Source organism: Marinomonas sp. THO17, from assembly GCF_040436405.1.
GTDB lineage: Bacteria > Pseudomonadota > Gammaproteobacteria > Pseudomonadales > Marinomonadaceae > Marinomonas.
The window spans coordinates 954,844-978,937 of record NZ_AP031575.1; the positions used below are offsets into that span (position 1 = coordinate 954,844).

Below are 24,094 nucleotides of genomic sequence, written 5' to 3' on the forward strand. Positions count from 1 at the left end.
ATCACCCTTGCTCAGTCTCATGGGGCAGATGCACCACAATGGCTTTAGGTTGCAGATGCTTAAGCTTGCCATTGGTACAGGTGAGGATCAGGGTTTGCCCAGCTTTGATGAATTGTGGGCTCACTTGCAGATAAAACAGCCCCTGATTTGGGCCCGCTTTGAGGCCAGTGGCCTCGTCGTATTCTACGGCTTGTGTGCTTGCGCCCAGCAAGCGTTTGGTGGCCAGTTCTTTGTGCAGTTTACTCGAGGCAATGCGACAATCCCTTAACCACTCTGCTAGATCTGACTGGGTCTGGGTGGCTTTGGGTTTGAGTTCGATCAGTAAATCTTGCTGCCCCCACGCCTTGTCAAACAAAATCGAGAACACGCCTTCTTGGTTTTCTTCAAATGGTAGGCTGGTGTAACGCACGTTCACCCTATCCAGTTGTTGATTGAGATAAGCCAAGGCTACCTTAATACTTTGATAGCAATCATTATGTTGATAAGACGGCAGTTTGGGGGGAATCAGTTGTTGATCCAGTTCCGACATGGCGCCCACCAGTCGCGCCAAGATCTGATAAAGTTGCCAAGGTGAGGTGTGATCCTGATCGGCCAGCAATTCAAACTCAGACAAATGCTGCACCATGGCGCGTATCCACTGTTTATGCTGTTCACTGACGCGGTTACCCAAACGTTCTTCATCGTCTGAATAGCCTGCCAATTGGCGGGCTTTTTTACGCATACTAAAGGCCAATTGTTGCAGCTGTTTTTGCAAGGCCGAACGGCTTTGTTGATTGTCTTCACTGGTTAAGAAGGCATCGGCGGCGATGCCCAACATGGGGGGACAATAGTCGGTCACTTGAAAGTGCGCGCCATCTTGTTTGGCCACTTCAAACAGGGGCATGCTGATGTATTGGGCGCTGACGTCCTGGCTGGCTTGTAACGACAAAATGGGCTGCAAACGCTGTAACGCCAGTTCCCCTTCGCCTGTGTTGTCGTCTTTTGCAGGAGCACTTTCTACCACAGAAAAACGCTGTATGTCGGCGCTCTGGCTGGCCGCCCCCGGCATACGAATGGGCACGGTCAGTTTGATTTTCACACAATCCTGACGGTCCCATTGGGACACTTGTTGTAAATCCAGCATTAAGGGCGCGTCATCACGCACGTCGTATTCCACCCATAGGCCGTCTGGCATGATGGCTTGCAGAGACTGGACGTAAATCACCCCATCCAGTAAACGGCTTTCGTCCAGGCGTAAGCTGACGATGCCCCAACGATAAGGTTGCAGATGCAAGGATAAGTGTTGAAGCTGAGCTTCCCAATAGATTTGATCCTGTTGGAAATGCTGAGGGGACAGCAACATGCCCTCGTGCCAACAGACGGCAAAGCGGTTTGTGCGGCTCATAGGGCGCGCTCCTCTAAACGATACCCTTGCCCTTGTAAGGTAATTAATAACTGGTGAAACTGGGTGATGTCCGCCAGATATTGGCCTGGTTCGGCAAGGTAATTGGCAAATAACAGCACACTATGGGCCTGAAAATAGAGATCCGGTAAGCTGAGCCGAGTTTGTGCTGTGCGCGGTACCACCTCGTAGGACTGCACGGACAACTTGTGCTGATACAAAAGTGCTAGGGCGGCTTTGTTGGCAAACCAGTCTGGGCCACTGAGTGCCTTTAAAGCCTCAGCGGTTTTCTCATCGTAAATAAAAACGATGTCTAAGGCGGTGGGTAAATTTTGATTACTGTCGGGATCCGCCTGCAACCAGATCTGGGTCAGTTGGGTTTTATCAAAGTCATAAAATGGCACGTATTTGCCCGCGACTTTTTCCACCGAATTGAGGGTTTTCGCGCAGCCAGAAAGCAGGCAAACCAGCATCACATAATTCACGATAGGGACCTGTCTCATTGCCATACGCCCCCTTATTGCACCAAATCCAACATAAAACGTACCTCTTTTCTGGCTTTATCTTGTCCTTGCAATACGGCGCCATAGGCCAAGCGATTGTTGCCGCCCTCTTGGTGACTCAAGGTGGTGACTTTGGGCTCGACATCGTCATCCAAACACACCAATGTAATGCGACAATCGCTGCGTTTATCGCACACCCAAGAGACCAGATCGCGCAAAGCTTGGTGTTCTGTTCCGCCGGGCACCAAGCGCTGAATCCGCACCAAACTCAGTGGCCCTAACACCAGCTCCACTGCCGCCTGTTGGTCCCAGACTCGGGTGCCTAGGGTTGCCTCTGCGGACAAACGCTGGTTGCGTTGGCCTAATAAAGTATGGTCATTTTTCTGTATTGTTAGCCAACGCCCGACCAAACTGCGCAAGGCAATCAGGCTGACCCCCAGCACGATGGCGAAGAGTTTTCGCATCATGGGTAAGGTCATACGGCAGTTAGCCAAACTGCCCGCAAGGGACAATAAGGTGGCGTCCTCTTGCTGATGACGCTGGCGTTGTAAGCTGTCCTCATGGCCACTGATGGCCAGCATAAATTGCCCCATACTGGTGTGCTGCGCCAAGCTGCTGGTTAAGGTGGCATGATGTTGTGCGTGAATCAGATAACGCAGGGCCTGCAGTCGATTGTTAAAAAGATCAATAAAGGCCGCCAAAGCGCCTTTGCCATAGCGTAAATCCTGACGCAACAAGTCCACAAAAGGTTCCACCAATGGCCCATCCAATCCGGTTAGGTTGTAATAGCTGCACTCCACTTGGTGTTTGGCCTTGTTTTGCTTGCGCTTTGCTGTCTTGATCTGGTCTTTGCTATTGCCTTGTTTGTTCACTCTGCCTAGTGCGTCCGTATCGGCCAGGGTCACCTTGCGTATTTCACCGGGCGGCAAGACCTGTGAATGAAAACTGCTAAAAAATAGGCTGTTGTTCAAGGCTTCTAACAAGTCATCGTCATGCAGGTTCATGCCCACCAGTAAGCGCGTCAACTGATGGAAGGACCAGTTGGCGTCGGGCTCAACAAAAAGCTCTGCTACAGAATAACCTGTTCGCCAATGCGTGGTTGCCATTGCTGCCACACTCCTTCACGTTGATCACTGATCAGCTTAAGCTGCACAAAGTGATTCAAGCTGGTATACAAACCGAAAAAATAGCTCAACACACTGCCCAATAAGATGGGGTTTGAGCTGGAAAAATAGTCTTCATTAATCAACAAGGAAAGTTCGGTACCGCGACAGTGTCCGCGCCACATGTCTTTGCCCATGCGTTTCACCACGGCGGCGGCAGTCAACTCGACCAGTCCCTCCACTTGGCGTAAGTGGGAACGAGACATAGGATCGCAATACAACCGCAAGATGTGTTTCAAACTGGCTAATGAAGAGTCGCCGGCGCTTAAACTGTCCAGATTCAAGGACAACTGTGACAGGAGTTTCACGGTATTTTGACCGTCCAATTGCGCGCCTTTGAACTGAGTGGGGATCCCCAAAATCGAAGCACTGAGCATGGGGCCTGAGCCAAACAATTGCAGGGCTTGGCCTTCACGTAGGGATTCAGGCAAACGACGATTATTGCACAGGCCTTTAATGGACAGGGTTTGATCTATGGGTTGCGCGGTCGAAAAGTCCGCCTGATAAATGGCTAAGAAGGTATCGCAACCACGTTCCCCCGGTTTCATTAATTCCACCAAACGGGTCACATAGTATTCTTGCCCCTGAGCGTTTAAGTTGGGCCCTAACCAGGGTGTCACCAATCGGCTTTGCCCTGAGGCGGAAATGCTTTTGACTTGCGTTAAGCTGTGAACTTCGGCATTCATGTAATGTTTTTCATCGGCCAATACGCGATATTCATGCTGATGGTGTTGTAACGGAATGGGTTTGAAGGTCTTCTCATACAGGTTGATCACTGGAAAGCAATTCAGTAGGAAGCTGCGGGTATTGAGCTGCACACTGTTGGCCGATTGATCCAGTAAAAAGAGAATCTCAAAGCGGTCTTGAGCCCCATTCAAGGCTTGATTGTGCGCTAGATTGAGCAAATCAAAAAAGTAAAATTTTTCCACAAAGGCAAAGTATTCCTGTAGCAAGCGATAAGCGCGCTGGCTGCCCGCGTCATCGGGCAAGACATTTTGATCGTCCGCGAAACCTTGCCATTCCACAACGGATTGAAGAGCCGATTGAAAGCCTGATGGAGACTGTCCTTGAGGTGGGCGCAACAGGGTTATCTTGTCCTCCACTTTCACCGCCACCGCCACCAAAGCATCGCACAGCATTTGGTACAATTGCGCTTGATGGCTCGAATCACACAGGTAAAAGCGCAACCGGGAAATGGGGTAGTTTTGTATGGCTTCCGTCCCTGTGTTGTCCACCTGAATGGACACCACAGACTGAAAAATGGTGTTCTTGCCGACCGTCTCTTCTAAGCCCAACACACTGTTTTTCGGCAATACCTTGGTGTCGGTCACTTGTAAGGGCCATAAGTCGGTGTGGTAACAGTTGGTAAAACGACAGTCTAAGCTTTCTTTTTGGCCATTCTTACCTATGCGTTGCGCCGTACCAATTAGCTGGCGACCTTTCTCAAAACAATAGCCATTGACAAAATTCGCTCCGTCCGGCTCAACGTTGGCTTGCAACACCGCCATGCAAGGCAAGGAGCGAATCAGGTTGGGGTAGAGACTGTGCAACAACTGGTTGGGGATTTGGTTTTTCTGGTCATTGAGATCCGCCCGTAAGCGCCCTGTCATGTAGGCAAACGATTGTAACAGCTGCTCCACGTGAGGATCATTGGAACGGCCAGCGCTGAGTTTGAGTTCGGCGGCGGCTTCTGGATAGGTACGACTGAACTCCTCCACGGATTGTCGTAGATAGCGCATTTCCTGTTGAAATAAAGCATAACTTTGCGACATCTCACGCCTCTCTGCTGATTCATGCTGCAACAAACTCAAAGGCTTGTTCAAAGGCTTCATGGGCAAGCTGGATGCTCAACCGACAGCGGGACACTTGCCCCAATGTGCCCACATCCAGCACCTGAATCTTTTCAATACGAGGTTCAAACAACTGCAGTATCTGCACTACATCGTATTGGAATTTTTCCAATTGGCCTTGATCGTTGAGTGACTGGTCCACCACTGCACAGAGACTGTGCGGAAAGTCGCTGTCATCATGATTAGCATCCACCCTCAGACCATCCACTCCGGCATCCAGAAAGCCGCCACTGCTGAGAATGCGCTCCACATTGGCAATCACTGACGCTTTGGTAGAAAGTCTGCGTTCTGACTGGGTGAGTTTTTCAAACAAGGCCGCTGCCACAATCGCCTCCAAAGGATTAGCTTGATAAGGCCGCAATGGGTCGGTTTTTCGCGATACTCCAAGCGGCGGCGGAGAAACCTGCCGTATTGGCCACGTCCGCACCCTGTACTTGATGATGCCAACCTATCTCAATGAAATTCAGTTTAAATTGCTCCGTCGGCATGTCATTGGGGTGCGACTGAAAATGGATTTCACTGATCAAGGCCAAACGCAATTCGATGCGCATGATAATATTGAACTGATCGCCTGAGTTACGCAGTACCCATAAGGTGGTTGGTGGTCCTCCGACCTTGTCGAGAGTTAATGCCCTTAAGCAGTAGTCATACATTTTTGGCGAGGTGTAATCCGTGTATTTCACACAGGTAAAATCGGTAATGACTGGTCGCCCCGAAGTACGCGAGTTATTACTCACATCCGTGGTCACCTGCTGCTGAATGCCTTGATTAATGGACACCAACTCAATGCATTTTGCACCGTCAAAGTGTACTCCACCGGCATTGGCCTTTAAGGCCGCCCACGCAGGACCATCACCTTCACCTACCTCACCATCTATCATGGTGCCTATCCCGGTCCCATCTTTATTTGGCTGCCCAGAGGCGATTGTATCGACACCAAATTGCAATAATATTAGATCCATCGTTGTAAACCTCTTTCATCATGTTAAAGCGCATCACTGTGTACCATCGCGGCTGTCTTTTTTACTGTTGTTTTTAAGACAGCTCAGTTACGGCAACTCGGCCACCAAGCGTATGGACGCTGTCAGTTCTTCCAATTGGAAATGGGGACGTAAAAACACCACCGAACGATAGCTTCCTGGCTTACCTGGCACATCAAACACATCAATGCGTGATTCTCGTAAAGGGTAGCTGGCTTTCATTTCCTGTGGTGCGGAGTCGTCCACTAAGACATAGTTGCTGATCCAGTTATTCAGATAGTCGGAAACGCTGTCACGCGTCGCAAAACTACCAATTTTGTCGCGCATGATGACCTTAATGTAGTGCGCAAAACGCGAGGCATTGAGCACATAAGGCAACATGGTCGAAATGCGCGCGTTGGCGTTGGCCGCATCGGTATTGTATTTTTGCGGTTGCCCCGTGGTCTGACCGCCAAAGAAAGCCGCCTTGTCACTGCCTTTTCGATGCAAAATCGCCATAAACCCAAGGTCGTTTAGCTCTTTCTCGCGTCGGTCGGTGATCTGTACTTGGGTTGGACAGGTCAACTTAATGTCCCCGGATGGGGTTTTAAAAGTATGGGCTGGTAAGCCTTCGACCAAACCGCCCCCTTCGACACCACGAATGGCAGCGAGCCAGCCATGTTTGGCATAGGCATTGGTGACTCGCTGTGACAAGATGAAGGCTGGGTTGCCCCAGAGGTATTTTTTGGCATCACTGCCATCGACATCTTCGACAAAGTCAAAGCCTTCTGCGACCACGGTTTCTGGCCCATAAGGCAAGCGTAATAAGACTTTGGGCAGGGTTAGGGAAACGTATTTGGCGTCGTCACTTTCGCGGAAACTGCGCCATTTTATCAATTCCGCACTTTCGAAGATCTTGGTCAAGTCCCTGGGCTGTGACAGACTGAAAAAGTCTTCCATATCAAACAGCTTGGCATAAGCGGCTGAAATGAAAGGCGCGTGCGCTGAAGCCGCCACACCAGAAAGTTTTTCCAATAATTCGATGTCTTCTGGATGACGACCAAATTCGTAATCCCCCACCAAAAAGGAGAAGGGATCGCCACCGTGAGTACCAAATTCTTCCTCATAGACCTTTTTAAATAAGGCACTTTGATCGAACTCCACGGCTTTTTGCAGGTCTTTTAACAGATCCTTTTTGGCGATGTTGAGTAAGCGAATTTTGAGGCTGGCTCCGGTCTCGGTATTCATCACCAAGAAGTTCAAGCCTCGCCACGTGGCTTCCAAGGCTTGGAATTCACTGGCGTGCATGACCTGATTAATTTGATTGGTGAGCTGAGTGTCAATCAAGGCAATTTTGTCGGTCATTCGATCACCGGCAAAACGCCCCGGATTGTCCGGTACGTTCTGTAAGATGGAAGCGGCGAATTCGCCGATCAATTCAAGGGAATAAGGCACCTGAGTTTGATCCAGCGCCATCTGGCCTTCGTCCAACATGCGCGTCACCAATTTAGACGGTGTCACACTTGACCAGCTTGACACATCACTGCCAAACAAGCCGATTAACTCTTGTTGCAGGGCCTCGTCTGCTATTATCTCGGATAAAATGGCGTCCAGTGGGTCATTGCCATCCAACTTGGCCAACATGTCACGAATGCGATTTCGGGATTCATAGAGGGTGTTGGTGATGGTCAGTTGTTTTACCAGACTAATGGGCTCAAAGTCGGCCATGCCATTAAAGAAGAGTTCCACGTTTAATCGCTCACTTTCTTCGTCAATAACATTAGGCACCACATAAGCCAATCTGACCTGACAGCCTTTCATGATGTCATCAAAGTTATCACGGTCAATTTGCACAAATTCACGCTCTTTCACCGGCGGTAAGGGTTCCGTTGGCGCACCGGATAAATCCGCCAACACGCCGACAATAAGCGGTAATTCTCTTTGTACAATGGCGTCCCCTATTTCAACATCGTAGGTGATATGAACCCTTGGCGACCGTACCCTGGACAGTTTTTTCTGATTACTTTCCAAAATGAAATCTCCCATTTAAAAAGTGAGTAAGGCAAGTCCTTGCTGATTACTTCTTAGTTAACCGAAAATACAGTTGATCATTACGGGTTATTGAGCTGATCTCTCCTTGCAACTCCAGCGCTTTTAAAGCCTTATCAACCGCCACGATAGAATCGTTGATTCTTTGCTTTTTTAACCACCAGTTTGTGATACCGACCACTGTGTCTTCACTGTCTGGATGATTGGTTAAGTACTTCTTTATTAATTGAGCCACATCATCTGCTTGATAATAATTTTTTATGCCCATCTGACTTAATCTCATAAGGTTTATGGTTCTCGGTCTTATCTCTAGAGCATATTAGATGCCAACTTGGAAATATAATTTAAGACATTGTTTTATATTGAAAATATATTTTTATTTGCAAATATTGCTTTACCCTTTAGGGTAAATTTCAACCCAGAAAAGTGGGTCTTGAATGCAATACCAAAAGAAAGGAGAAAATAAGGTTTTATAAAAACATCCTAAGTTTTTATCCAGCAGTGCCTTCATAAAATCAGAAAGTTATCTATAATCATTATCCAAAGTTTAGGAGAATATTTTTCAGGAGGTGAAATCTATTAATATATAACGGAGTTAAGATAATATGCGCAAGACCATCATTATCTATTTTAATATTATGTTATTGGGCATAATTTTAGTCCTCTATTTGCCTTCTCATATTAATACCAAATACAAAAATAATCGCCTTTACACCGTAGACGCAGATTCTCTCATATCGCCTTATCCACTGAGCAGCATGCACCTACCTGCTGCAAATAAAGGCGCGAAATATACGCTTCAAGTGGGCTTGCATCGTGAATTGGGGCAAGCAACAGACCAAGCGCAGCGTATCGAATTCGACGCGCCATTGCGGATTATTAAGGCGAAAGACCACCAAAAAGAGTGGTTTTTAATTTTGGTTGGTCCCTATTCAAACAAGTTTAAAGCAGAGCAAGCGAAACAAGCATTGCAAGATGAAGGCATCTCTTCTAGGGTCAGTTTATGGCCTAGTGGCGCTCAGTAATTCGTTGTTTTTAAATATAAATATTTTTAGATACAAATGTTTTTAGATATAAAACTGGAAAAATAGCCCTCACTACTTCTCCATTATGACTTCACTACTGACTAATGCTAAGCAAATCACATTCAGCAAAAATACCCTTACCTTTTTATTTTTTCCGTTAAGAATCAAGGTCAGTGTAAATATTCTTCATAACGAATCTGCCATTCTCTGCTGTTCACTGTGCTTAGTATCTGTCTATTGATGGGCTTAGTGAGAGGGCTGTTTTTGGTCATTAAGATGGAATAGTTCTTTTGGTCTAGGTCAAGGGGTAACACGGTGACATCTTTTAAATAGCCAGACTTTACTAGAAACTGCATTTCTTCTTTATTATGAATGAAGGCATCCAATCGTTTCTCTTGCAAACTCAGCAGCACCTGGCTCCAAGAAAACAATTGCTTGCTGTCTTGAAGCTTATGTTGCTGTAAAAAATTTTCCACACTCTGACCTTTCAAATCCGAATTCAGTACATTTAAGTAAGCAATATTTTTATCAGCCAAATCATTTACATTGGAGATCTGTGCCCCTAACCCTTGCAGGGTTAATGCGGAAGTCAGTAAGGCGGTCACGATAGAGACAAAACTCACACCAAAAAACATTAAAATAATGACCAGCACTTGCCCCGCTCTGTGTTTCACTTCAAAAGGACTGCCTTGACCTGAGAAGACCAACAATGTGGACCAAATCATGGCATTGAAAAAGCCTTTTAACGGCCCATCGCTAAACAAGGGGTTGAGGTTTTTATTCTCTGCCCGCCAGTACAATAAGGCCGTGAACACCATGATAGACAATAGCACCAGTAAGACCAGTAGGGTCTCCATAAAAGGAAAGTTTTTCACCAGACGAAGCAGGTTCGCCCAGCCAGATTCTTGAGCAACCAATACGCCAATGTGACCTTGAAAATAACTGTGAGAAAAGTCGGCCATCCCTTCCACTTCAGCATTGGGCACAAAGGGCCCCAGTACCACATCGATTTTTTGTTGATTGAGAGCGGTAATGATGTCTTGATCATCGACAAATTCTATAAAGCGATAAGAAAGTCGCAAACAATTCGCTATTTCTCGCCACAGATCCGCTCCAATGCCAGACCAGCCAGCATATTCAGTGTCGGAAGCATTGGATTCATAAATAAAAGGAGGAGAAAATTTTACGCCAACTTTAAGGGGAGCCGGGGTATCTATCCTGATGTCTAAGCAATCCGCTTGGGCAAGATGGCAGATACCGAGCACAAGAAAACTGATCCCAAGGAGGAGACGAATCACTCTCATGCCTTCCCTCCCGAAAAATACACCCGCATTTGAGCAGGAGAATAAAAGTAAAATGTCGGCTGGTAACCCGCTAACTCATCTACTTGATTATAGCCCCATAAGGCCGCCGCAGAGTCAATTCCTGCACGCTTGGCACACAACAGATCCGCTGGTGCATCGCCTATCATTAAGGTTTTGTCTGGCGATGTCTCGTAGTGCTTCATGTAATCCAGTAAGACGCTGGGATTAGGCTTAGCAGGCGCTTGGTCGGCCCCCACGACTTGATCAAAATACTTCAACAAATCTAGGTTGCGTAATATGTCTTTTGCCCGCCGCCCCTCTTTTCCGGTCGCCACACATAAGGTTTTTTCCTGCTCAGTTAACCACTTTAATAAGGCTTCGATGTCCGGATACGGCAATACATAATCCGCTAAATATCGACTGTGCCGACTAAAATGCGGCAGCAACTCTGTCGGCAAACCTAACTCTTTCATAATCTGCTTAAAGCCTTTACCCAAGTGCTTTTGATATTCGCGAAACAAGGCCTCCACGGAGCGGGAGGCAATGGCAAAACCAAAATAATCAAAGATAGAGGCCCTAAAGGCCATTTGCATTACCATTAAACTGTCTACCAAGACCCCATCCATATCAAAAATAAACAATTGATAATCTTTTTTCCCTGCTGTCATGAGGTTTTCGTTTTCAGTCTTAAGGCTCGACATACAAAACCTCAGACACGTCTTCAAAGCGATACAGTCCGGTTTCTTTGGCATATGCCTGATAAATCGCAGGTAGACGATTGTTGCAAAACTGTTTAACTTTGCGTGCCGCTAAGCCAACCAAAAACTGCTCCGCGCGTTTCACTCCACTGTCAACAAGTGCCACTTCTTGTCTGCCTAACTTCATCAAATTGACCAGCTCTTTGCCTTGTTCTTGACCGGCAATCGCCACTGTTATCATGCCGCCGTCGTCAACAAAGTTGGTGCCAGCTCCTAACACCGGATACTTGGCATTGGCCATTGTCCAGTTAACCAATTGATTGGCAGGCACAAACTGATTACTGCCTGCCTGAGTTTTGACTTGCTGATAGTTGGCAATGAGCAACATGGCTTGGTTAGCATTGGCAATCTCAACCTGCTGCTTCCATTGATCAAATGTGTCCACCGTGGCAGGTTCAATGAGTTGCAAAGGAAACCAACTGTATTGACGAAAGCCGACCACTTCTCTTTGTGCCGTTGTGGAATTATCGTTCAGTGGTAATACCGCTATTGCTCTTTCATCGCCGCAATAACGACTCAAATCCAATAAGGTTTCAGACAAAGAAAGAAAGTTCTTATGCTCATAAATACCTTGCGTATTCACCGCCTCAAAGTAACCATATGGCTCCACACTGTAATTCACGCCAGCGAAAACAATTTGCGGTAAAGCATCCCAGTCTTTTTGGTAGGTTTGTTGATAAAAATCGACATTCTGACCTGGGCAGTCCTGAAGGAATAATTGCTCTGCTAGGCTTTGTTTGGGGAAGTGTTTATCTTCATAGGCTAAATAGTGCGCTCCAATGAGCTGCTGAGCTAAGTCATCCACCAATAGTATGTAATCCGGTTTCCAATCATTGATGCCATACAGAACATCCCTAGTGGAACGACGGCGAAAGTTACAGCCATTGTGGTTAATTAAATCCATATAGTGAAAGCGCACCTGCGCCGAAGGCAGATCGCTTTTTAGTTTACTTAAAATGCCTTCATCAATTGAGTTAACCCAACTTAAGTCCGTATTGTAAGAGTGAATCACATATACTCTTGGTTCATTCCTTTTATGTTGAACCACCAAGACAACAGTAATAACTAGGATAAAAAGAATGGTTAATTTAATGGCGTTATTCATCATCTTCATGCTTTTCATCTCCTTAAATCAATGCTTGTTGCGACCAATAAGCTAACGAGGCGCATAGGGCGACCACCCGGGCAAAACAAAACCAGATATTGGATGTCAGGAAGGCTTTCTGCATGTCTTTATGTAATAGCTTTTCATCGTTTAACGCTGCACTCACTTGTGCCGAGACGCCATGTTGGTAAGAAAATATAAAAGACTCGCTGAGTAGTAGAAGGCAAAAGCCCAATACCCAAGGAGACATAGCAGCCCCCCCTGACACTGAAATCAAGACACTCATTAAGATCACAAAAGTAGGTGGCCCGGGAAAAAATAGGCGAATCCCAAACACCACCAAACTGAGTAGCAAAATACCAGAAAGTGGGCTGGTTGATATGTATGTGCCTAACCACTTCAGGTGATCAAGAGCCAATTGATCTAAATTCAAATGCTGAATCATGGGGCCCCAAGAGACAATGGAAGCAATAAACAGCAAGGTGGGCCAATCGACCCGACTGCGCATATCCTCGATTGTTAAGCCATCAAAAAGAAAGATGGTCATGGCGATGAATAAGGCGACCCAAGCCAATTCAATGTGATGCAATGACATGCTTAAGATGGACCCTACTAATAACATCATGGCGATCACAGCACCTTTCTCTTTGTTATCCAGCCCTCCTAGGGATTGTAATTCTTGCTTTAATCTTTTAATTTCGCTGCTGGACACGGTTTGCTCATGTCGACAGCGCCATAGCATCCACAGCAGGTAAAAAATCAATAAGATGACACCTGCGATTAAGGTACTTTGCAGCCAATTCCCCCATTGGAAATAAAACTGGGTTTGCATATCCAAAAAGCCCAGCATCACAAAGTTAAGAGGATTTCCCGTTAGAAAAATAGTGCACAACAAAAAACTGCCCTGCATCGAACTGATTTGCAGTGTCGCATGACGATGGGGATTGTCAGACAATCTGGTTAAGTCCAGCGCCAAAGGTGTCATGATGGCGGATCGTCCTAATGGTGAGGGAATAAGAGAAGATAATGACGCCCCCAAGCCAAATAGGATAAAGGGTTGGGTAAAACGATTATTGGGTAAGCGGGTGGTCAACCATAAAGATATCCTTCTCGCCAAGCCAGAAGTACTCATCAGGGCGGCAAATAAAAACATGCCAAGCACTAAAAAAATGACATTCGAGCCAAACCCGGCCATCACCACTTCTCGCGGAGCTAAATTTAAAACCACGGCTAAAATGGTCACTAACAGAGAGGGCACAAAGTTGGGCGTGAGCCTAAACACCCACATGCTCACAGCACCGACAATCAGTGCCAAAAAAGTCACCCCCTCAGAACCTGCTAAATCAACAACCTGCTTAGGCATATTGAAAAACAAATATAATGGAAGCGCTAAGGTCACCAGCCAACCAATCAGCTTAAAAAGAGTATCCTGCTTGGTTTTGGATTCTATTTCAGTGGATTCAAAGCTAGGTTTGTCAAGAAGATCATTCATAGCATAGTCTCTAATCATTTATTAACAAGATAAAACTATCCTCTTAAATGACTAAAGATATAACTTGGCGAAAACACGTAAAAATTATGATTATATTATCTAAACTTATTCCTCTTCATTTTGATTAACTTATCCTGGCGATTATAAACAACACATTGTTATAAAACTATCAATTAAAACTCCTTCATATTCACTGTCTATTTAACAGAGAGTTTTTATCGATTTGAAGGTTTAAAAGTTTATCAAAATGCACTTGATCAATCCCATACCGATTCAGAAAGACAATGTATTAGAGAATTTTACAAAAAATAACAAATGCTTAGCTTCTATTGATGCCCAACTTATTCACTGACTTAATAGCTTATTCACTCTATTAATCGGCCATCGCCGCGTTTTTATAATAAGAAGCACTGTCCATTCCCATATTTCACCGCATACTCAATATGAACAACCAATTATAAAACCTAATTTGAGTTCTAGGATTAAAGTTCAAACCTAAATCATAAAAGGAATTACATTATGATAAATGAGCTATCCTATAATTTTATAGCCCCTAATGATTTACGCGTTACACCCCAAAAATTTACTTCTCAAGGTTATCAAAATTACCCTATTCTTGGGCATTCTGATGCTATTATTCGAGTAAAGAAACAAATTGAATTCGCCTCAAAGCTTCCTTTTGTCATCTTTCTTTCTGGTGAAAATGGCTGTGAAAAAGCTGCCGTTGCATGGCATATTCATCACCTGGACAAAAAAGAAAAGGGTAAATTCATCTGTGTTCCAGTCAATTTAATTGATGCAGAATCCTACAAAGAGCACTTATTAAAAAGTCTGCTGTTAGCAAAAGGCGGCACTCTTTATATTGAAGATATTGATGATTTAAGTGACGGCAACAAAGATGTCTTGACCTCTCTTTTGTCGAATGATGATTTTTTCATGAAGCTAAATCAAGATAAGATTCATCTTGTTATTTCCTGCTCTAAAAAGGACCTTTCCCATCCGTCGCAGCAATGGATGTATGATATTTTTGGCGCCACCACACCGCAATTTAATTTTCATCTTCCCCCTTTAAGAGAGCGAGCGGAAGATATTCCAGAACACATTGCCTACATCTTATCCAGTCTAGACATAAAGTTAGATATTACTAGCTCTGCCCTATCTCTACTGCAGCATTACGATTGGCCCGGCAATATCATAGAGTTACACAGACTAATACTCTTTCTTGCTTCCTTTTGTGAAAGCAAGATTACCGCTAAGGAAATTCTGGATCTTGGTATTATTGATGTCACCTCTCCGCCATTCAAAGACGAGCTGATTGATAAACTTCTCAGCCATCAGTTGGATATTTATGATCACCTTCATCCTAGTATTCAAAAATCGCTGAATTTCCTGAGCCTTCATTTTCTGGATGAAATTTGTTTAGAAGACGTTGCCGCATCCGCTTTTGCCAGCCCTTCTCATCTGTCTTTTCTTTTCAGAGAGCATTTAGGCACATCCTTTAAGCCTTTACTGAATCAGATGAGAATCGAATTTGCCAAACGTAAAATTGCCAAGTCCCCAAATCACAGTATTACTGATATTTGCCTGCAATCCGGGTTCGGTGATTTGAGTCACTTCGAAAAAATGTTCAAACGTTATTCTGGTTGTACCCCTAGAGAATTCCGCAATCAACAACGCAAAAAACGTAAGCAAGCTTATGTGTCATAAGTAGAAATGAAAGCTCACTGGTAGAAAATCTCTAACGCAAACGTCAGAGATTTGTTAGGGAAGATACAGACTTATGTTCACAAGACTTAATCGCTCCTCCCTTCACCACAACACATTCTCTTCACTTCAAAAAATGACAGTTTATGAGAAACCTAAATACATAAAAAGGCGGTCAAATAGAGCATGAAAATGTCCCCTATTTGACCAAGTTTTCAAGCAAAGTTTTATTTAGTCTAACAACATCATCTCATCAAGCTGTCACCCTGTGACTGAAATTTTGAACACTGAATTCAAATCGTCTTCAAGCAACCTTTTATGACATAAGACGAAAGGAATTTCAGTAATAAAAAAGAGGATGAAGATGATATGCAGAGCATGAAATTCGCTCTATCGAGGTTCACATATTAATAAACAAGGAGACAAAAATGTCTGGATTAGCTTCAATGGCCCAGCAATTTAGTGGTTTACCGATGAAATCTCTTCTCGGTGCCCCGCTAAAAGCGGCAACCGATGCCAACGGCATGATGGCACGTACACAAACTCAGTTCATGTTAAGTACCTGCTTTGACAAAAAAGAAGATGTTTTGGAACCCATTATGGTGTCCTTCAATATCACTCGTTCAATTGTTAAAGCGGACGGTACCGAAGCAACCCCGCCAACGGCGACAGTGAAATTCACCCTGCCTTTACTCACTCTGATTCCACTTAATTCACTAGCGGTTGATGATGTTAAAGTGCATTTTGAAATGGAAGTGAAAAGCTCCACATCAAAAGATAATGAAAGCAGTCAGGAGCAAGAAACGGCAGCCAAAGCAGACATCACGGCCAAATATAACGCAGGTCTGTTCTCCGTTGAGGTACACGGTTCTGTTTCTCATAACAGCAAGTCTTCTTCTTCTCAGAAAGAGCATTATGAAGCCTCTAATCAGGCCAAATACGAAGTGGATGTTCACGCAGGACAGCTGCCACTTCCAACCGGTGTGACCACCATTATTAATGCCTTCACCAAAAACATCGATCCTATCATGTTAAAAGATGAAGCAACGACGACACCTGCTCAATAGCAGTTTTACCTTAAGGAGTAGTCTGGAAGCGAACCGATCTCGCTTCCTCTTATAGCGTCCTAAACTGTCGATAGGAAATAACATGATTGAATTTCAAGCTTTGATGCGCGCCATTCACAAGAGTGTTAAAGATGCCGCTAAATCCGTTGAGGGTGAAACCATCGATTTCATTAAGCGATTCTTTGATGAGGAAGAACGTGACGACCCGAAGGATCCATACAATACCGAACCTGTATTACGTCCTAAAACCTGCGCCATGGAGTTTCCTAGTCGCACAGCGGATGGGATAGAAAATGTCACCGCTGAGATCCCTATTTTGGCACTCTGCCCTATTTCTGCTCCGCGCATCACAGAGGTCAAATTTTCGACCGAGCTGGAAGTGACCACCAGCAAAGACGATAAACTCATGGTGTCTTTTCCAGACCCAAACAAAAAACGCAGTTTTATCGGTGGCAGCAATAAAGAAAACCTCGACTCTGCCAATACCAAAATTGAAATCACCTTAACCGGCAGCGAGCCGCCAGAAGGCTTAAAACGTCTCATCGAAGGCTATGAGCGAACCTTGAGAGCACAAATTCCAGGCTAACTCAGGTTCTTGGATGATTAAAAGGAACACCCTATGGCCACTAAAAGTATCGCAAATCAATTTTCTGGATTGCCAATGAAAGCACTCATCGGGGCTCCCCTTAAAGCCGCCACCGATGCCAATGCCATGATTGCGCAATCTCAAACACAGTTCATCATCAATAACTGCTTTGAAAAGGCGTCTGAGGAAAACGACGACTTACGTCCCATTATGATTAAGTTTCGATTGGAAAGACAAACACTAACAGCTCAAGGCACACCAAGTGCTACTCCCATTAAAATGGATTTTGTAGTGCCACTGATGACCTTAATTCCGATTAATTCATTGGCAATTGAAACGTTAAAAATCTCTTTTCAAATGGAAGTCAAAAGCTCAAGAGAATTTACCAAAGAAACCGCGTCAGAACGTAAAGAACGTGCTACCAGTAAAGGATTGATGAACACTTATAAGGCGCATGAATTTGATACCGAACTGCATGGCTCTCTATTTAGCAAAAGTAAAAACGCTAGTAACTCTTCTGCAGGAGCCGATTACGAAGTCAGTCTTACCGCAGGGCAATTGCCCCTACCCAAAGGCATGACAGCCATTTTGGATATTTTCACCAAAAATTTAGCGCCTCTGCCATCAAAAGAGTAACCTCACTTCCACAAGGAGCAAGATAATGAGTGTTAAAACTGAAATAAAGTGCCCTGATTGCCAATCCCCTATATTCATTGAATCTAACTTACTTTTAGCGGGACAAAGCTTTAAATGTTCCAATCCTAACTGTCACACTTCGATTTCTCTGTCTTTGTCAGAAACGCAAAAAGTGGCTAAGGCGTTCAACGAATTTCAACAAATTCGTCAAAATGCCGTTGAGCAAGCACAAAAATACGAGTGAAATCCCCAAATAAGTGACCATTTCATCCTATGTTTATTGTTACTTATTTCTTTTGTAAAGATTTTGCATTGATCCAGACACAACAATCAGTTACATTCATTTACAAACCATTGCTTCTCATGGAAATGGTTTGTTGAGCAATACCCAACTCCAATTTGATATTTGAAAGGAATTCGTTGTGACAAAATTGCATAAATATTTCGCCTTTGCGCTGACCTTCGTATTGGCGAGTTTAGCCACCTCAGCCAACGCCATCGATAACCGCAAAACCCTTTGTGTGCACGCAGACAAAACCCGTGTCATTGAAGTGGTTTACCCTGAAGGAAATCGCCTTCCTTGTGAAGTGCAATACACCAAAGGCGATACCACACAAACCCTTTGGAACGCTAAAAACAAAGCAGGCTACTGTGAAAATAAAGCTGCTGAGTTTGTTGAAAAACAAATTGGCTGGGGCTGGTCTTGTGATCTTGTTGCAGACAGTGCAGTCAAAGAATAAACAGCCATTCAATAAGTCATTCCCCACTTTCCGCCCATTTTTTTGGCAAAACGGTCAGATTATCTGGCCGTTTTTTTCGCCATCATCACAGCTTCTTAGGGTGCCCTTTCGGCCTCTCTAAAGAAGGATTCATTCATACCGCATTAAAAAATATTATTAAGACGATAGTTTATTTCCGCTTTGTTTTGAAGCTTGGATACGTAGTATGAATGGAGTGACATTCTGTTGATATTACCGCCTAGATGTTCGGAGGAAATAGATGAATACCCCCAATCAAATCAATGAAGAAACATCCTTATCAAGGTCTTCTCCTCATTCATCTCTCTCTGACAATTCCCCTCCACCTCTTAGCGTATCGCCAATAGAAAAATGGTTTTCTCAACTCCTTAATCAAGCTGACATTAAAGTCAATGGTCCTAATGCTTGGGATCCTCAAGTCCATAACCCTGACCTTTGGAATCGTATATTAAAAGAAGGTTCGATCGGTTTAGGAGAAGCTTACATGGAAGGCTGGTGGGATTGTAAAAACCTTGAAGAATGTATTCGCCGACTACTAAGTGCGGAATTGGATCGCAAAATCATCAAGCGCAGAACCTTATTAACACAGTGGCTAAAAGCCAAACTCTTCAACCGACAATCGGTCAAGCGTGCTTATCAAGTTGGCGAGCAACATTATGATGTCGGTAATGATTTATACCAAGCCATGCTCGACCCAACCATGGCCTATTCCTGTGGCTATTGGGAAAATGCCAATGATCTCCATCAAGCGCAACTAAATAAATTACGTCTCATTTGCCAAAAATTGCATTTACAAGCTACCGATTCTATCATCGAAATTGGTTGTGGTTGGGGAAGTTTTGCTGAATTAGCGGCCCGAGAATATGGGGCACATGTAACCGGAGTCACCATTTCCAAAGAACAAGTCAAGCTCGCCAAAGAGCGTTGTAAAGACTTACCTGTGGACATTCGACTAATGGATTATCGTAGTCTGGAAGGTGAATATGACAAAGCGGTTTCCATTGGTATGTTTGAGCATGTAGGACGCAAAAATTATCCGCTATTTATGCAAACTGCTCATCGCTTAATAAAAGACAATGGTATTTTCTTACTGCATACTATCGGCAGTGATATAAGCTCACAAGGCACAGATCCTTGGATTGATAAATACATATTTCCAAATGGGGTCATTCCTTCCTTAACCGATATCAGTGAAGCCGTTGAACCCTATTTTGTGATCGAAGATGTACATAATTTTGGACAAGACTACGCCAAAACCCTCCTTGCTTGGCAGCAAAATGTTGATCACCATTGGACGAGCTTGCAGTCGAAATACAATGACCGCTTTTATCGCATGTGGTCTTATTACTTAAAAACCTGTGCGGGTGCATTCCAAAGCCGTTCATTACAACTATATCAAGTGGTATTACGTAAACGTCGAGTACCTTTATCCCGTTATCAAAGCCCTAGATAGACCTTGATAGAATTGTCTGGACTGTTATAAGTAACTTGTAGTGCTACAAAAATAAGGTATTAAGAAGACTGACTTACTCACAGGGTGAACAAATCTACTCTATTGGTAGGTCTATTTTTCAAGGTGCAGAAGGTACGGCGAGCAACGACTTTGCGTGCTTGTTTACTGGATCAGTTCAGCTATTGTTTTTTTGCTATGGTTATTTTTGCTATGGTTTTTTGCTCTCTACGATAGCACTCCAGACAGGCTCATCAAACTGGCATTGGAAAGCAAAAAACGGCTTCTTTCCACGAATGTCTGTCATCTCTATTATCATCTCAAACAGCCATTCTTATCAAATTAAACGAATTATTAAAAATCTATTTTTATAATAAAAACAATAAGATATTACAGAACAAAAAGTCTCTCACATGACTTTTCGACTAGCAAAAACACCGTAATTTCCTTGCGTTTCGCCAAGAGAGTCTAGGGCATTCGCCTGACAATAGCCTGACATGATTACAAGGCAGGTTAGGAGAAACCATATGGGCAGGAATTTCACAGATAAATCACAGATTTCTCAGGATGGTAAAGGCATCTGTGGTTTCACTCACATGATTCAGTTATTGATCGACAATAATAAAATGACGCTGGAAGATTTCGAACGCCTCTATGGTAGCAGCACAAATTTTGCTGAACACTGGCTCAGAATGCAAATTGATCAAGACAGATTAGCAGGCTCTGATCAAGTACTAACCGCACTACAAAACTCACTCCATTTTACTGGCGATGTTGGTTGTCAAAACAGCAAGATGACACTGTATCAATTATTAGCTGTCATTCACTGGGATTGGACAAAACACTATGGATTTGCCCTGACTCCCGAAGCCATATGTGACTATTTGGATCACAAGTATCGTCTTAAAATGGTACTGCAAATATTCAATCGATATCCGACGATCGATGAACTATGGCAAAGCAAAACCCACCATTTAGGTGAAGGGATTTATGGCATTATGAAAGCCGAAGGAGCAGGCCCCCAAAAAGATCAGATTCAACACTATGTGTATATCGACAAACAAGGTGAGTTGATGACATGGACAGAAACGGGCAATGCTGCAAAAAGGAAAATTAAAGCGCACGGCTTTGAACAGGTTGTTGTTCGGCTATCTCCTCAAAAATAATTGGCTCCTCAAAAATAGCTAGCTCCTCAAAACAAAAAATAGCGGAAAGCCCACTGACCCGATACTTCAGGTCAGCAAGCTTGCTTTTTTAAAGCTTAAAATTCAGCCAATCGAAAAGCCGCAATTTTATGCACTTCGCTGATGGCTCGCTCAAATTCCCTTTGCCAATCATTTGGGGTTCGCTCAAGGAAGCCTTGCAAAATTTGCGTCTTATTGGCTCCTTTCACTGCCATAATAAAAGGAAAGCCAAATTTACTACGGTAGTCATGATTCAATTGAAGAAAGTGAGCCAACTCTTCTTCATTGCATTGGTCTAATCCGGCACCCGCTTGTTCTGACTTTGAAGCCTCTGTAAGTTCACCAGACAATGCCGCTTTACCTGCCAAATCCGGGTGCGCTCTTAACAATAACAGCTTTTCTTCATCGGTACTGTTATCAACAATCTGTTGCATCGCCAGTTGAATCTTGTCCATACTGTTATACATCTCGATAGGGTGCGCCAACTTGTGTCGCCAAAGTTGTTCAGCAACCCAAGGAGAATGTTCGTAAACACTGCCTAACAGTGTCACAAATTCACTTTCATCTGAGGTGGTAAGAACAACTTCTTGCAATGACATTTTCTGTCTCCAACTTCTATACTCGTTTTTCATACATCTAGATTGATTAAAAAGGCTAGGGAAGGTACGAATAAGTCTTCTGAACATCAGTCTTATCAGAGAAACGGCCTATCAAGGCAAGAGTGAGCAGGAATGTTAATACCTTTCAATCACTCTTAACACAGAGAGGCCGTTTCTCTGAAAGACCCGAAGGGCGTGGTCTAAGCTCTCTTTATTCTTTGTTAAGCTTCTTGCCAATATGTTTAATATTGGACGGCGAAACTTGCCTCGAATAAAAGAGAGTTATCCACACGCTGAAGTCAGTGGACTTGTTCATACCTTCCCTAGAATCACCATAAAACAAATGGCACACCTATTATTTAATATGAAACAATGCTTTCATTATGATTTCAAGCAACGAGGCCAGTGCCTTCAAAAAAATCATTAGATTCACCCGTTATACTCATAAGGATCAAACATGGGCTATCTCACAACACATATTTTAGACACCACTAAAGGCATTGCGGCCAGTCAGGTAGAAATTAAGCTGTATCGTTATGACGATAAAGGCAATAAAAGTCTAATACACACAACCAGATCCAATGATGATGGTCGTTGTGATGCTCCGTTATTAGCAGAAGAGCATTTCAGCAAGGGGGTGTATGAGTTGGAGTTTGGCATCGAAGATTACTTTGCTCAGCAAGGCATTGAGATGCCTCAGCCAAGCTTTCTTAATATGGTCACGATTCGTTTTGGTATCAGTGATGAAGCGGCGCACTACCATATCCCACTATTGGTTTCGCCCTATTCCTATAGTACTTATCGCGGTAGCTAAAGTGATTCTCCAGGCAATTTAATTGCACCAAAATAGCCCAAGCGCACCAAATAAACTCACAAAGAGATGCATTCAAGCTAAAGGGCTTACTTTATATGAGTCATATTTTTGTCCATTTGTTCAACAATTGCTTCCTCATAAGATAAATAAAACAATGGTTTCATAAAATATTTAACGGGATCATTTGTTTCATGGCACATTTATTGCGAATATAATGATAAAAATAGCAATGCAACTAAGATGATTGAAGTGAACAATGTGCATAGAGAACCATGCACATAAAGGACAATGCACCAAGGCACACAATCAAGATCTGTAATAGCAATGAGGTAATAGCAAGATGAAAGCATTGATCATTGGCGCTGGTATCGGTGGAATGTCCGCCGCTGCGGCTCTTAAACAACAAGGTATTGAATGCGACATCTTTGAAGCAGTAAAAGAAATCAAACCCGTCGGGGCCGCACTTTCAATATGGTCAAACGGTGTTAAATGTATGAATCATCTCGGCATGGGACACATTATGGATCAGCTTGGTGGACCAATGCATTTTATGGCCTATCAAGATGGCTTAAGCGGAGCAGTAATGACCCAGTTTAGTCTGAGTCCATTGGTGGAAGCCGTTGGCGAACGCCCTTGCCCTGTGTCACGGGCTGATCTGCAAAACCAAATGATAGACTGGTGGGGCAAAGAGAAAATACAGTTTGGTAAACGCATTGAATCGGTTGAACAATCTGCCGCTGGTGTGACTGCCTATTTCACGGATGGCACACAAGCGTCGGGTGACTTTATGATTGCCGCTGACGGTACTCACTCAAAAGTGCGCGCTCATGTCTTAGGTTATGAAACAGAACGCCGCTATGCTGGTTATGTAAACTGGAATGGTTTAGTGGATATTGATGAAGATATCGCCCCAGCAAACCAATGGACCACATTTGTTGGTGAAGGCAAACGGGTTTCCATCATGCCAATTGCCGATGGCCGCTTCTATTTCTTTTTCGATGTTCCACTACCAAAAGGCCTTGATGAAGACAGAAGCAGCGTTAAGCAAGATTTAACCAGATACTTTGCGGGGTGGACTGAGCCTGTGCAAAAACTCATTGCTGCCATTAACCCTGAGACCACGAATCGCATTGAAATTCATGATATTGAGCCTTTCGATACCTTAGTAAAAAACAAGATTGCTCTATTAGGTGACTCAGCCCACAGCACCACACCAGACATAGGACAAGGCGGCTGTTCAGCACTTGAAGATGCGGTTGTCTTAGGGCAATGCTTTGCAAAAAACACAGACATTGAAAGCGCATTGCTCAATTATCAATCTGAACGACGTTTCCGCGTTAAAGATTTGGTATTAAAAGCCCGTAAACGCTGTGATGTGACACACGGAAAAGACATGCAAGAAACGCAAGCTTGGTACGATGAGTTACGTCAGGAAACGGGCGACAACATTATAGAAGGCTTACGTAACACCATAATTGGCGGGCCACTGTCTTAACAGTATCCCTGTCTTAATGGTTTGTCATAACCTCCCCCAGTATGCTTGCTGGATGATTCTGCCTACCCTTGATGATCTCTCGGGTAGGCATTTTTTTATTGGTTTTTGATACAGCATATTGTGCAATCCGCGCATCTTGAGTTGCTATTCATGGTCAAGTTCAGAATAATGGTTTCCCTCAAAGAAAGACGAATCAGGCTATACTCAAGGCC

24 protein-coding genes are annotated in these 24,094 nt (G+C 44.1%); 11 read left to right on the forward strand and 13 right to left on the reverse strand.

From position 1 onward, the window contains the following. Window position 1 precedes the first annotated feature (1 nt). The 8 genes from tssK to ABXS85_RS04495 form a co-directional block, all read right to left on the reverse strand. On the reverse strand, window positions 2–1,384 hold the full coding sequence (gene tssK / locus ABXS85_RS04460) for a type VI secretion system baseplate subunit TssK (protein ID WP_353668833.1): 1,383 nt from the start codon (window positions 1,382–1,384) through the stop codon (window positions 2–4). After that, on the reverse strand, window positions 1,381–1,890 hold the full coding sequence (locus tag ABXS85_RS04465; RefSeq protein WP_353668834.1) for a hypothetical protein: 510 nt from the start codon (window positions 1,888–1,890) through the stop codon (window positions 1,381–1,383). Before ABXS85_RS04465 ends, tssK begins: the two co-directional genes overlap by 4 nt. 8 nt (window positions 1,891–1,898) lie before the next feature. Next, on the reverse strand, window positions 1,899–2,990 hold the full coding sequence (gene tssG, locus ABXS85_RS04470; protein WP_353668835.1) for a type VI secretion system baseplate subunit TssG: 1,092 nt from the start codon (window positions 2,988–2,990) through the stop codon (window positions 1,899–1,901). Further along, window positions 2,954–4,819 carry a type VI secretion system baseplate subunit TssF gene (gene tssF, locus ABXS85_RS04475; RefSeq protein WP_353668836.1) on the reverse strand — a complete coding sequence of 622 codons (1,866 nt, stop codon included), beginning with the start codon at window positions 4,817–4,819 and terminating at the stop codon, window positions 2,954–2,956. Before tssF ends, tssG begins: the two co-directional genes overlap by 37 nt. 19 nt (window positions 4,820–4,838) lie before the next feature. After that, window positions 4,839–5,222 carry a hypothetical protein gene (locus ABXS85_RS04480; protein WP_353668837.1) on the reverse strand — a complete coding sequence of 128 codons (384 nt, stop codon included), beginning with the start codon at window positions 5,220–5,222 and terminating at the stop codon, window positions 4,839–4,841. A 16-nt stretch (window positions 5,223–5,238) separates the two neighbouring features. Next, window positions 5,239–5,859, reverse strand: coding sequence for a type VI secretion system tube protein Hcp (locus ABXS85_RS04485; protein ID WP_353668838.1), 621 nt, complete (start codon window positions 5,857–5,859; stop codon window positions 5,239–5,241). A gap of 87 nt (window positions 5,860–5,946) precedes the next feature. After that, window positions 5,947–7,887, reverse strand: coding sequence for a type VI secretion system contractile sheath large subunit (tssC, locus tag ABXS85_RS04490; protein WP_353668839.1), 1,941 nt, complete (start codon window positions 7,885–7,887; stop codon window positions 5,947–5,949). A 46-nt stretch (window positions 7,888–7,933) separates the two neighbouring features. Then, entirely contained in the window at window positions 7,934–8,173 is a 240-nt protein-coding gene (locus ABXS85_RS04495) for a hypothetical protein (RefSeq protein WP_353668840.1), read from the reverse strand. A gap of 337 nt (window positions 8,174–8,510) precedes the next feature. On the opposite strand from ABXS85_RS04495, the gene ABXS85_RS04500 reads away from it, so the two are divergent. Beyond that, a complete protein-coding gene (locus ABXS85_RS04500) occupies window positions 8,511–8,930 on the forward strand; it encodes an SPOR domain-containing protein (protein WP_353668841.1) in 420 nt (139 codons plus the stop codon). Between the two features lie 170 nt (window positions 8,931–9,100). Here the strand turns inward: ABXS85_RS04500 and ABXS85_RS04505 are convergent, their stop codons facing one another. The 4 genes from ABXS85_RS04505 to ABXS85_RS04520 are packed head-to-tail and all read right to left on the reverse strand — an operon-like array spanning window position 9,101 to window position 13,589. After that, window positions 9,101–10,234, reverse strand: a complete 1,134-nt coding sequence (locus tag ABXS85_RS04505) for a transporter substrate-binding domain-containing protein (RefSeq protein WP_353668842.1) — start codon at window positions 10,232–10,234, stop codon at window positions 9,101–9,103. Beyond that, the gene (locus ABXS85_RS04510) at window positions 10,231–10,935 is read right to left on the reverse strand and encodes an HAD family hydrolase (RefSeq protein WP_353668843.1); all 705 of its coding nucleotides are present in this window, start codon (window positions 10,933–10,935) and stop codon (window positions 10,231–10,233) included. Before ABXS85_RS04510 ends, ABXS85_RS04505 begins: the two co-directional genes overlap by 4 nt. Continuing rightward, window positions 10,922–12,106, reverse strand: a complete 1,185-nt coding sequence (locus ABXS85_RS04515; RefSeq protein ID WP_353668844.1) for a hypothetical protein — start codon at window positions 12,104–12,106, stop codon at window positions 10,922–10,924. Before ABXS85_RS04515 ends, ABXS85_RS04510 begins: the two co-directional genes overlap by 14 nt. Window positions 12,107–12,119: 13 nt before the next feature. Further along, window positions 12,120–13,589: an SLC13 family permease gene (locus ABXS85_RS04520; protein ID WP_353668845.1), complete on the reverse strand. Its 1,470-nt coding sequence runs from the start codon at window positions 13,587–13,589 to the stop codon at window positions 12,120–12,122. Between the two features lie 519 nt (window positions 13,590–14,108). On the opposite strand from ABXS85_RS04520, the gene ABXS85_RS04525 reads away from it, so the two are divergent. The 8 genes from ABXS85_RS04525 to ABXS85_RS04560 all read left to right on the forward strand — a co-directional run bounded on the left by ABXS85_RS04525 (window position 14,109) and on the right by ABXS85_RS04560 (window position 20,956). Further along, on the forward strand, window positions 14,109–15,296 hold the full coding sequence (locus tag ABXS85_RS04525; protein ID WP_353668846.1) for a helix-turn-helix domain-containing protein: 1,188 nt from the start codon (window positions 14,109–14,111) through the stop codon (window positions 15,294–15,296). A 425-nt stretch (window positions 15,297–15,721) separates the two neighbouring features. Beyond that, window positions 15,722–16,360: a DUF2589 domain-containing protein gene (locus tag ABXS85_RS04530; RefSeq protein ID WP_353668847.1), complete on the forward strand. Its 639-nt coding sequence runs from the start codon at window positions 15,722–15,724 to the stop codon at window positions 16,358–16,360. 82 nt (window positions 16,361–16,442) lie between these two features. Beyond that, complete coding sequence (locus ABXS85_RS04535; RefSeq protein ID WP_353668848.1) at window positions 16,443–16,946, forward strand: DUF2589 domain-containing protein; 504 nt, start codon at window positions 16,443–16,445, stop codon at window positions 16,944–16,946. A 33-nt stretch (window positions 16,947–16,979) separates the two neighbouring features. Then, on the forward strand, window positions 16,980–17,582 hold the full coding sequence (locus ABXS85_RS04540; RefSeq protein ID WP_353668849.1) for a DUF2589 domain-containing protein: 603 nt from the start codon (window positions 16,980–16,982) through the stop codon (window positions 17,580–17,582). Window positions 17,583–17,607: 25 nt separating this feature from the next. Continuing rightward, window positions 17,608–17,826, forward strand: a complete 219-nt coding sequence (locus ABXS85_RS04545) for a hypothetical protein (protein WP_353668850.1) — start codon at window positions 17,608–17,610, stop codon at window positions 17,824–17,826. Window positions 17,827–18,004: 178 nt separating this feature from the next. Continuing rightward, a complete protein-coding gene (locus ABXS85_RS04550) occupies window positions 18,005–18,322 on the forward strand; it encodes a hypothetical protein (RefSeq protein ID WP_353668851.1) in 318 nt (105 codons plus the stop codon). 259 nt (window positions 18,323–18,581) lie between these two features. Further along, window positions 18,582–19,793, forward strand: coding sequence for a cyclopropane fatty acyl phospholipid synthase (gene cfa / locus ABXS85_RS04555; RefSeq protein WP_353668852.1), 1,212 nt, complete (start codon window positions 18,582–18,584; stop codon window positions 19,791–19,793). 524 nt (window positions 19,794–20,317) lie between these two features. Continuing rightward, window positions 20,318–20,956 (forward strand): hypothetical protein, encoded by a 639-nt coding sequence (locus ABXS85_RS04560; protein ID WP_353668853.1) that lies wholly within the window; start codon window positions 20,318–20,320, stop codon window positions 20,954–20,956. 95 nt (window positions 20,957–21,051) lie between these two features. On the opposite strand, the gene uraD is transcribed toward ABXS85_RS04560, so the two are convergent. Next, window positions 21,052–21,573 (reverse strand): 2-oxo-4-hydroxy-4-carboxy-5-ureidoimidazoline decarboxylase, encoded by a 522-nt coding sequence (uraD, locus tag ABXS85_RS04565; RefSeq protein ID WP_353668854.1) that lies wholly within the window; start codon window positions 21,571–21,573, stop codon window positions 21,052–21,054. Between the two features lie 457 nt (window positions 21,574–22,030). On the opposite strand from uraD, the gene uraH reads away from it, so the two are divergent. Next, entirely contained in the window at window positions 22,031–22,387 is a 357-nt protein-coding gene (gene uraH / locus ABXS85_RS04570; protein ID WP_353668855.1) for a hydroxyisourate hydrolase, read from the forward strand. 340 nt (window positions 22,388–22,727) lie between these two features. Then, the gene (gene hpxO / locus ABXS85_RS04575; RefSeq protein ID WP_353668856.1) at window positions 22,728–23,882 is read left to right on the forward strand and encodes an FAD-dependent urate hydroxylase HpxO; all 1,155 of its coding nucleotides are present in this window, start codon (window positions 22,728–22,730) and stop codon (window positions 23,880–23,882) included. Window positions 23,883–24,094: the final 212 nt, after the last annotated feature.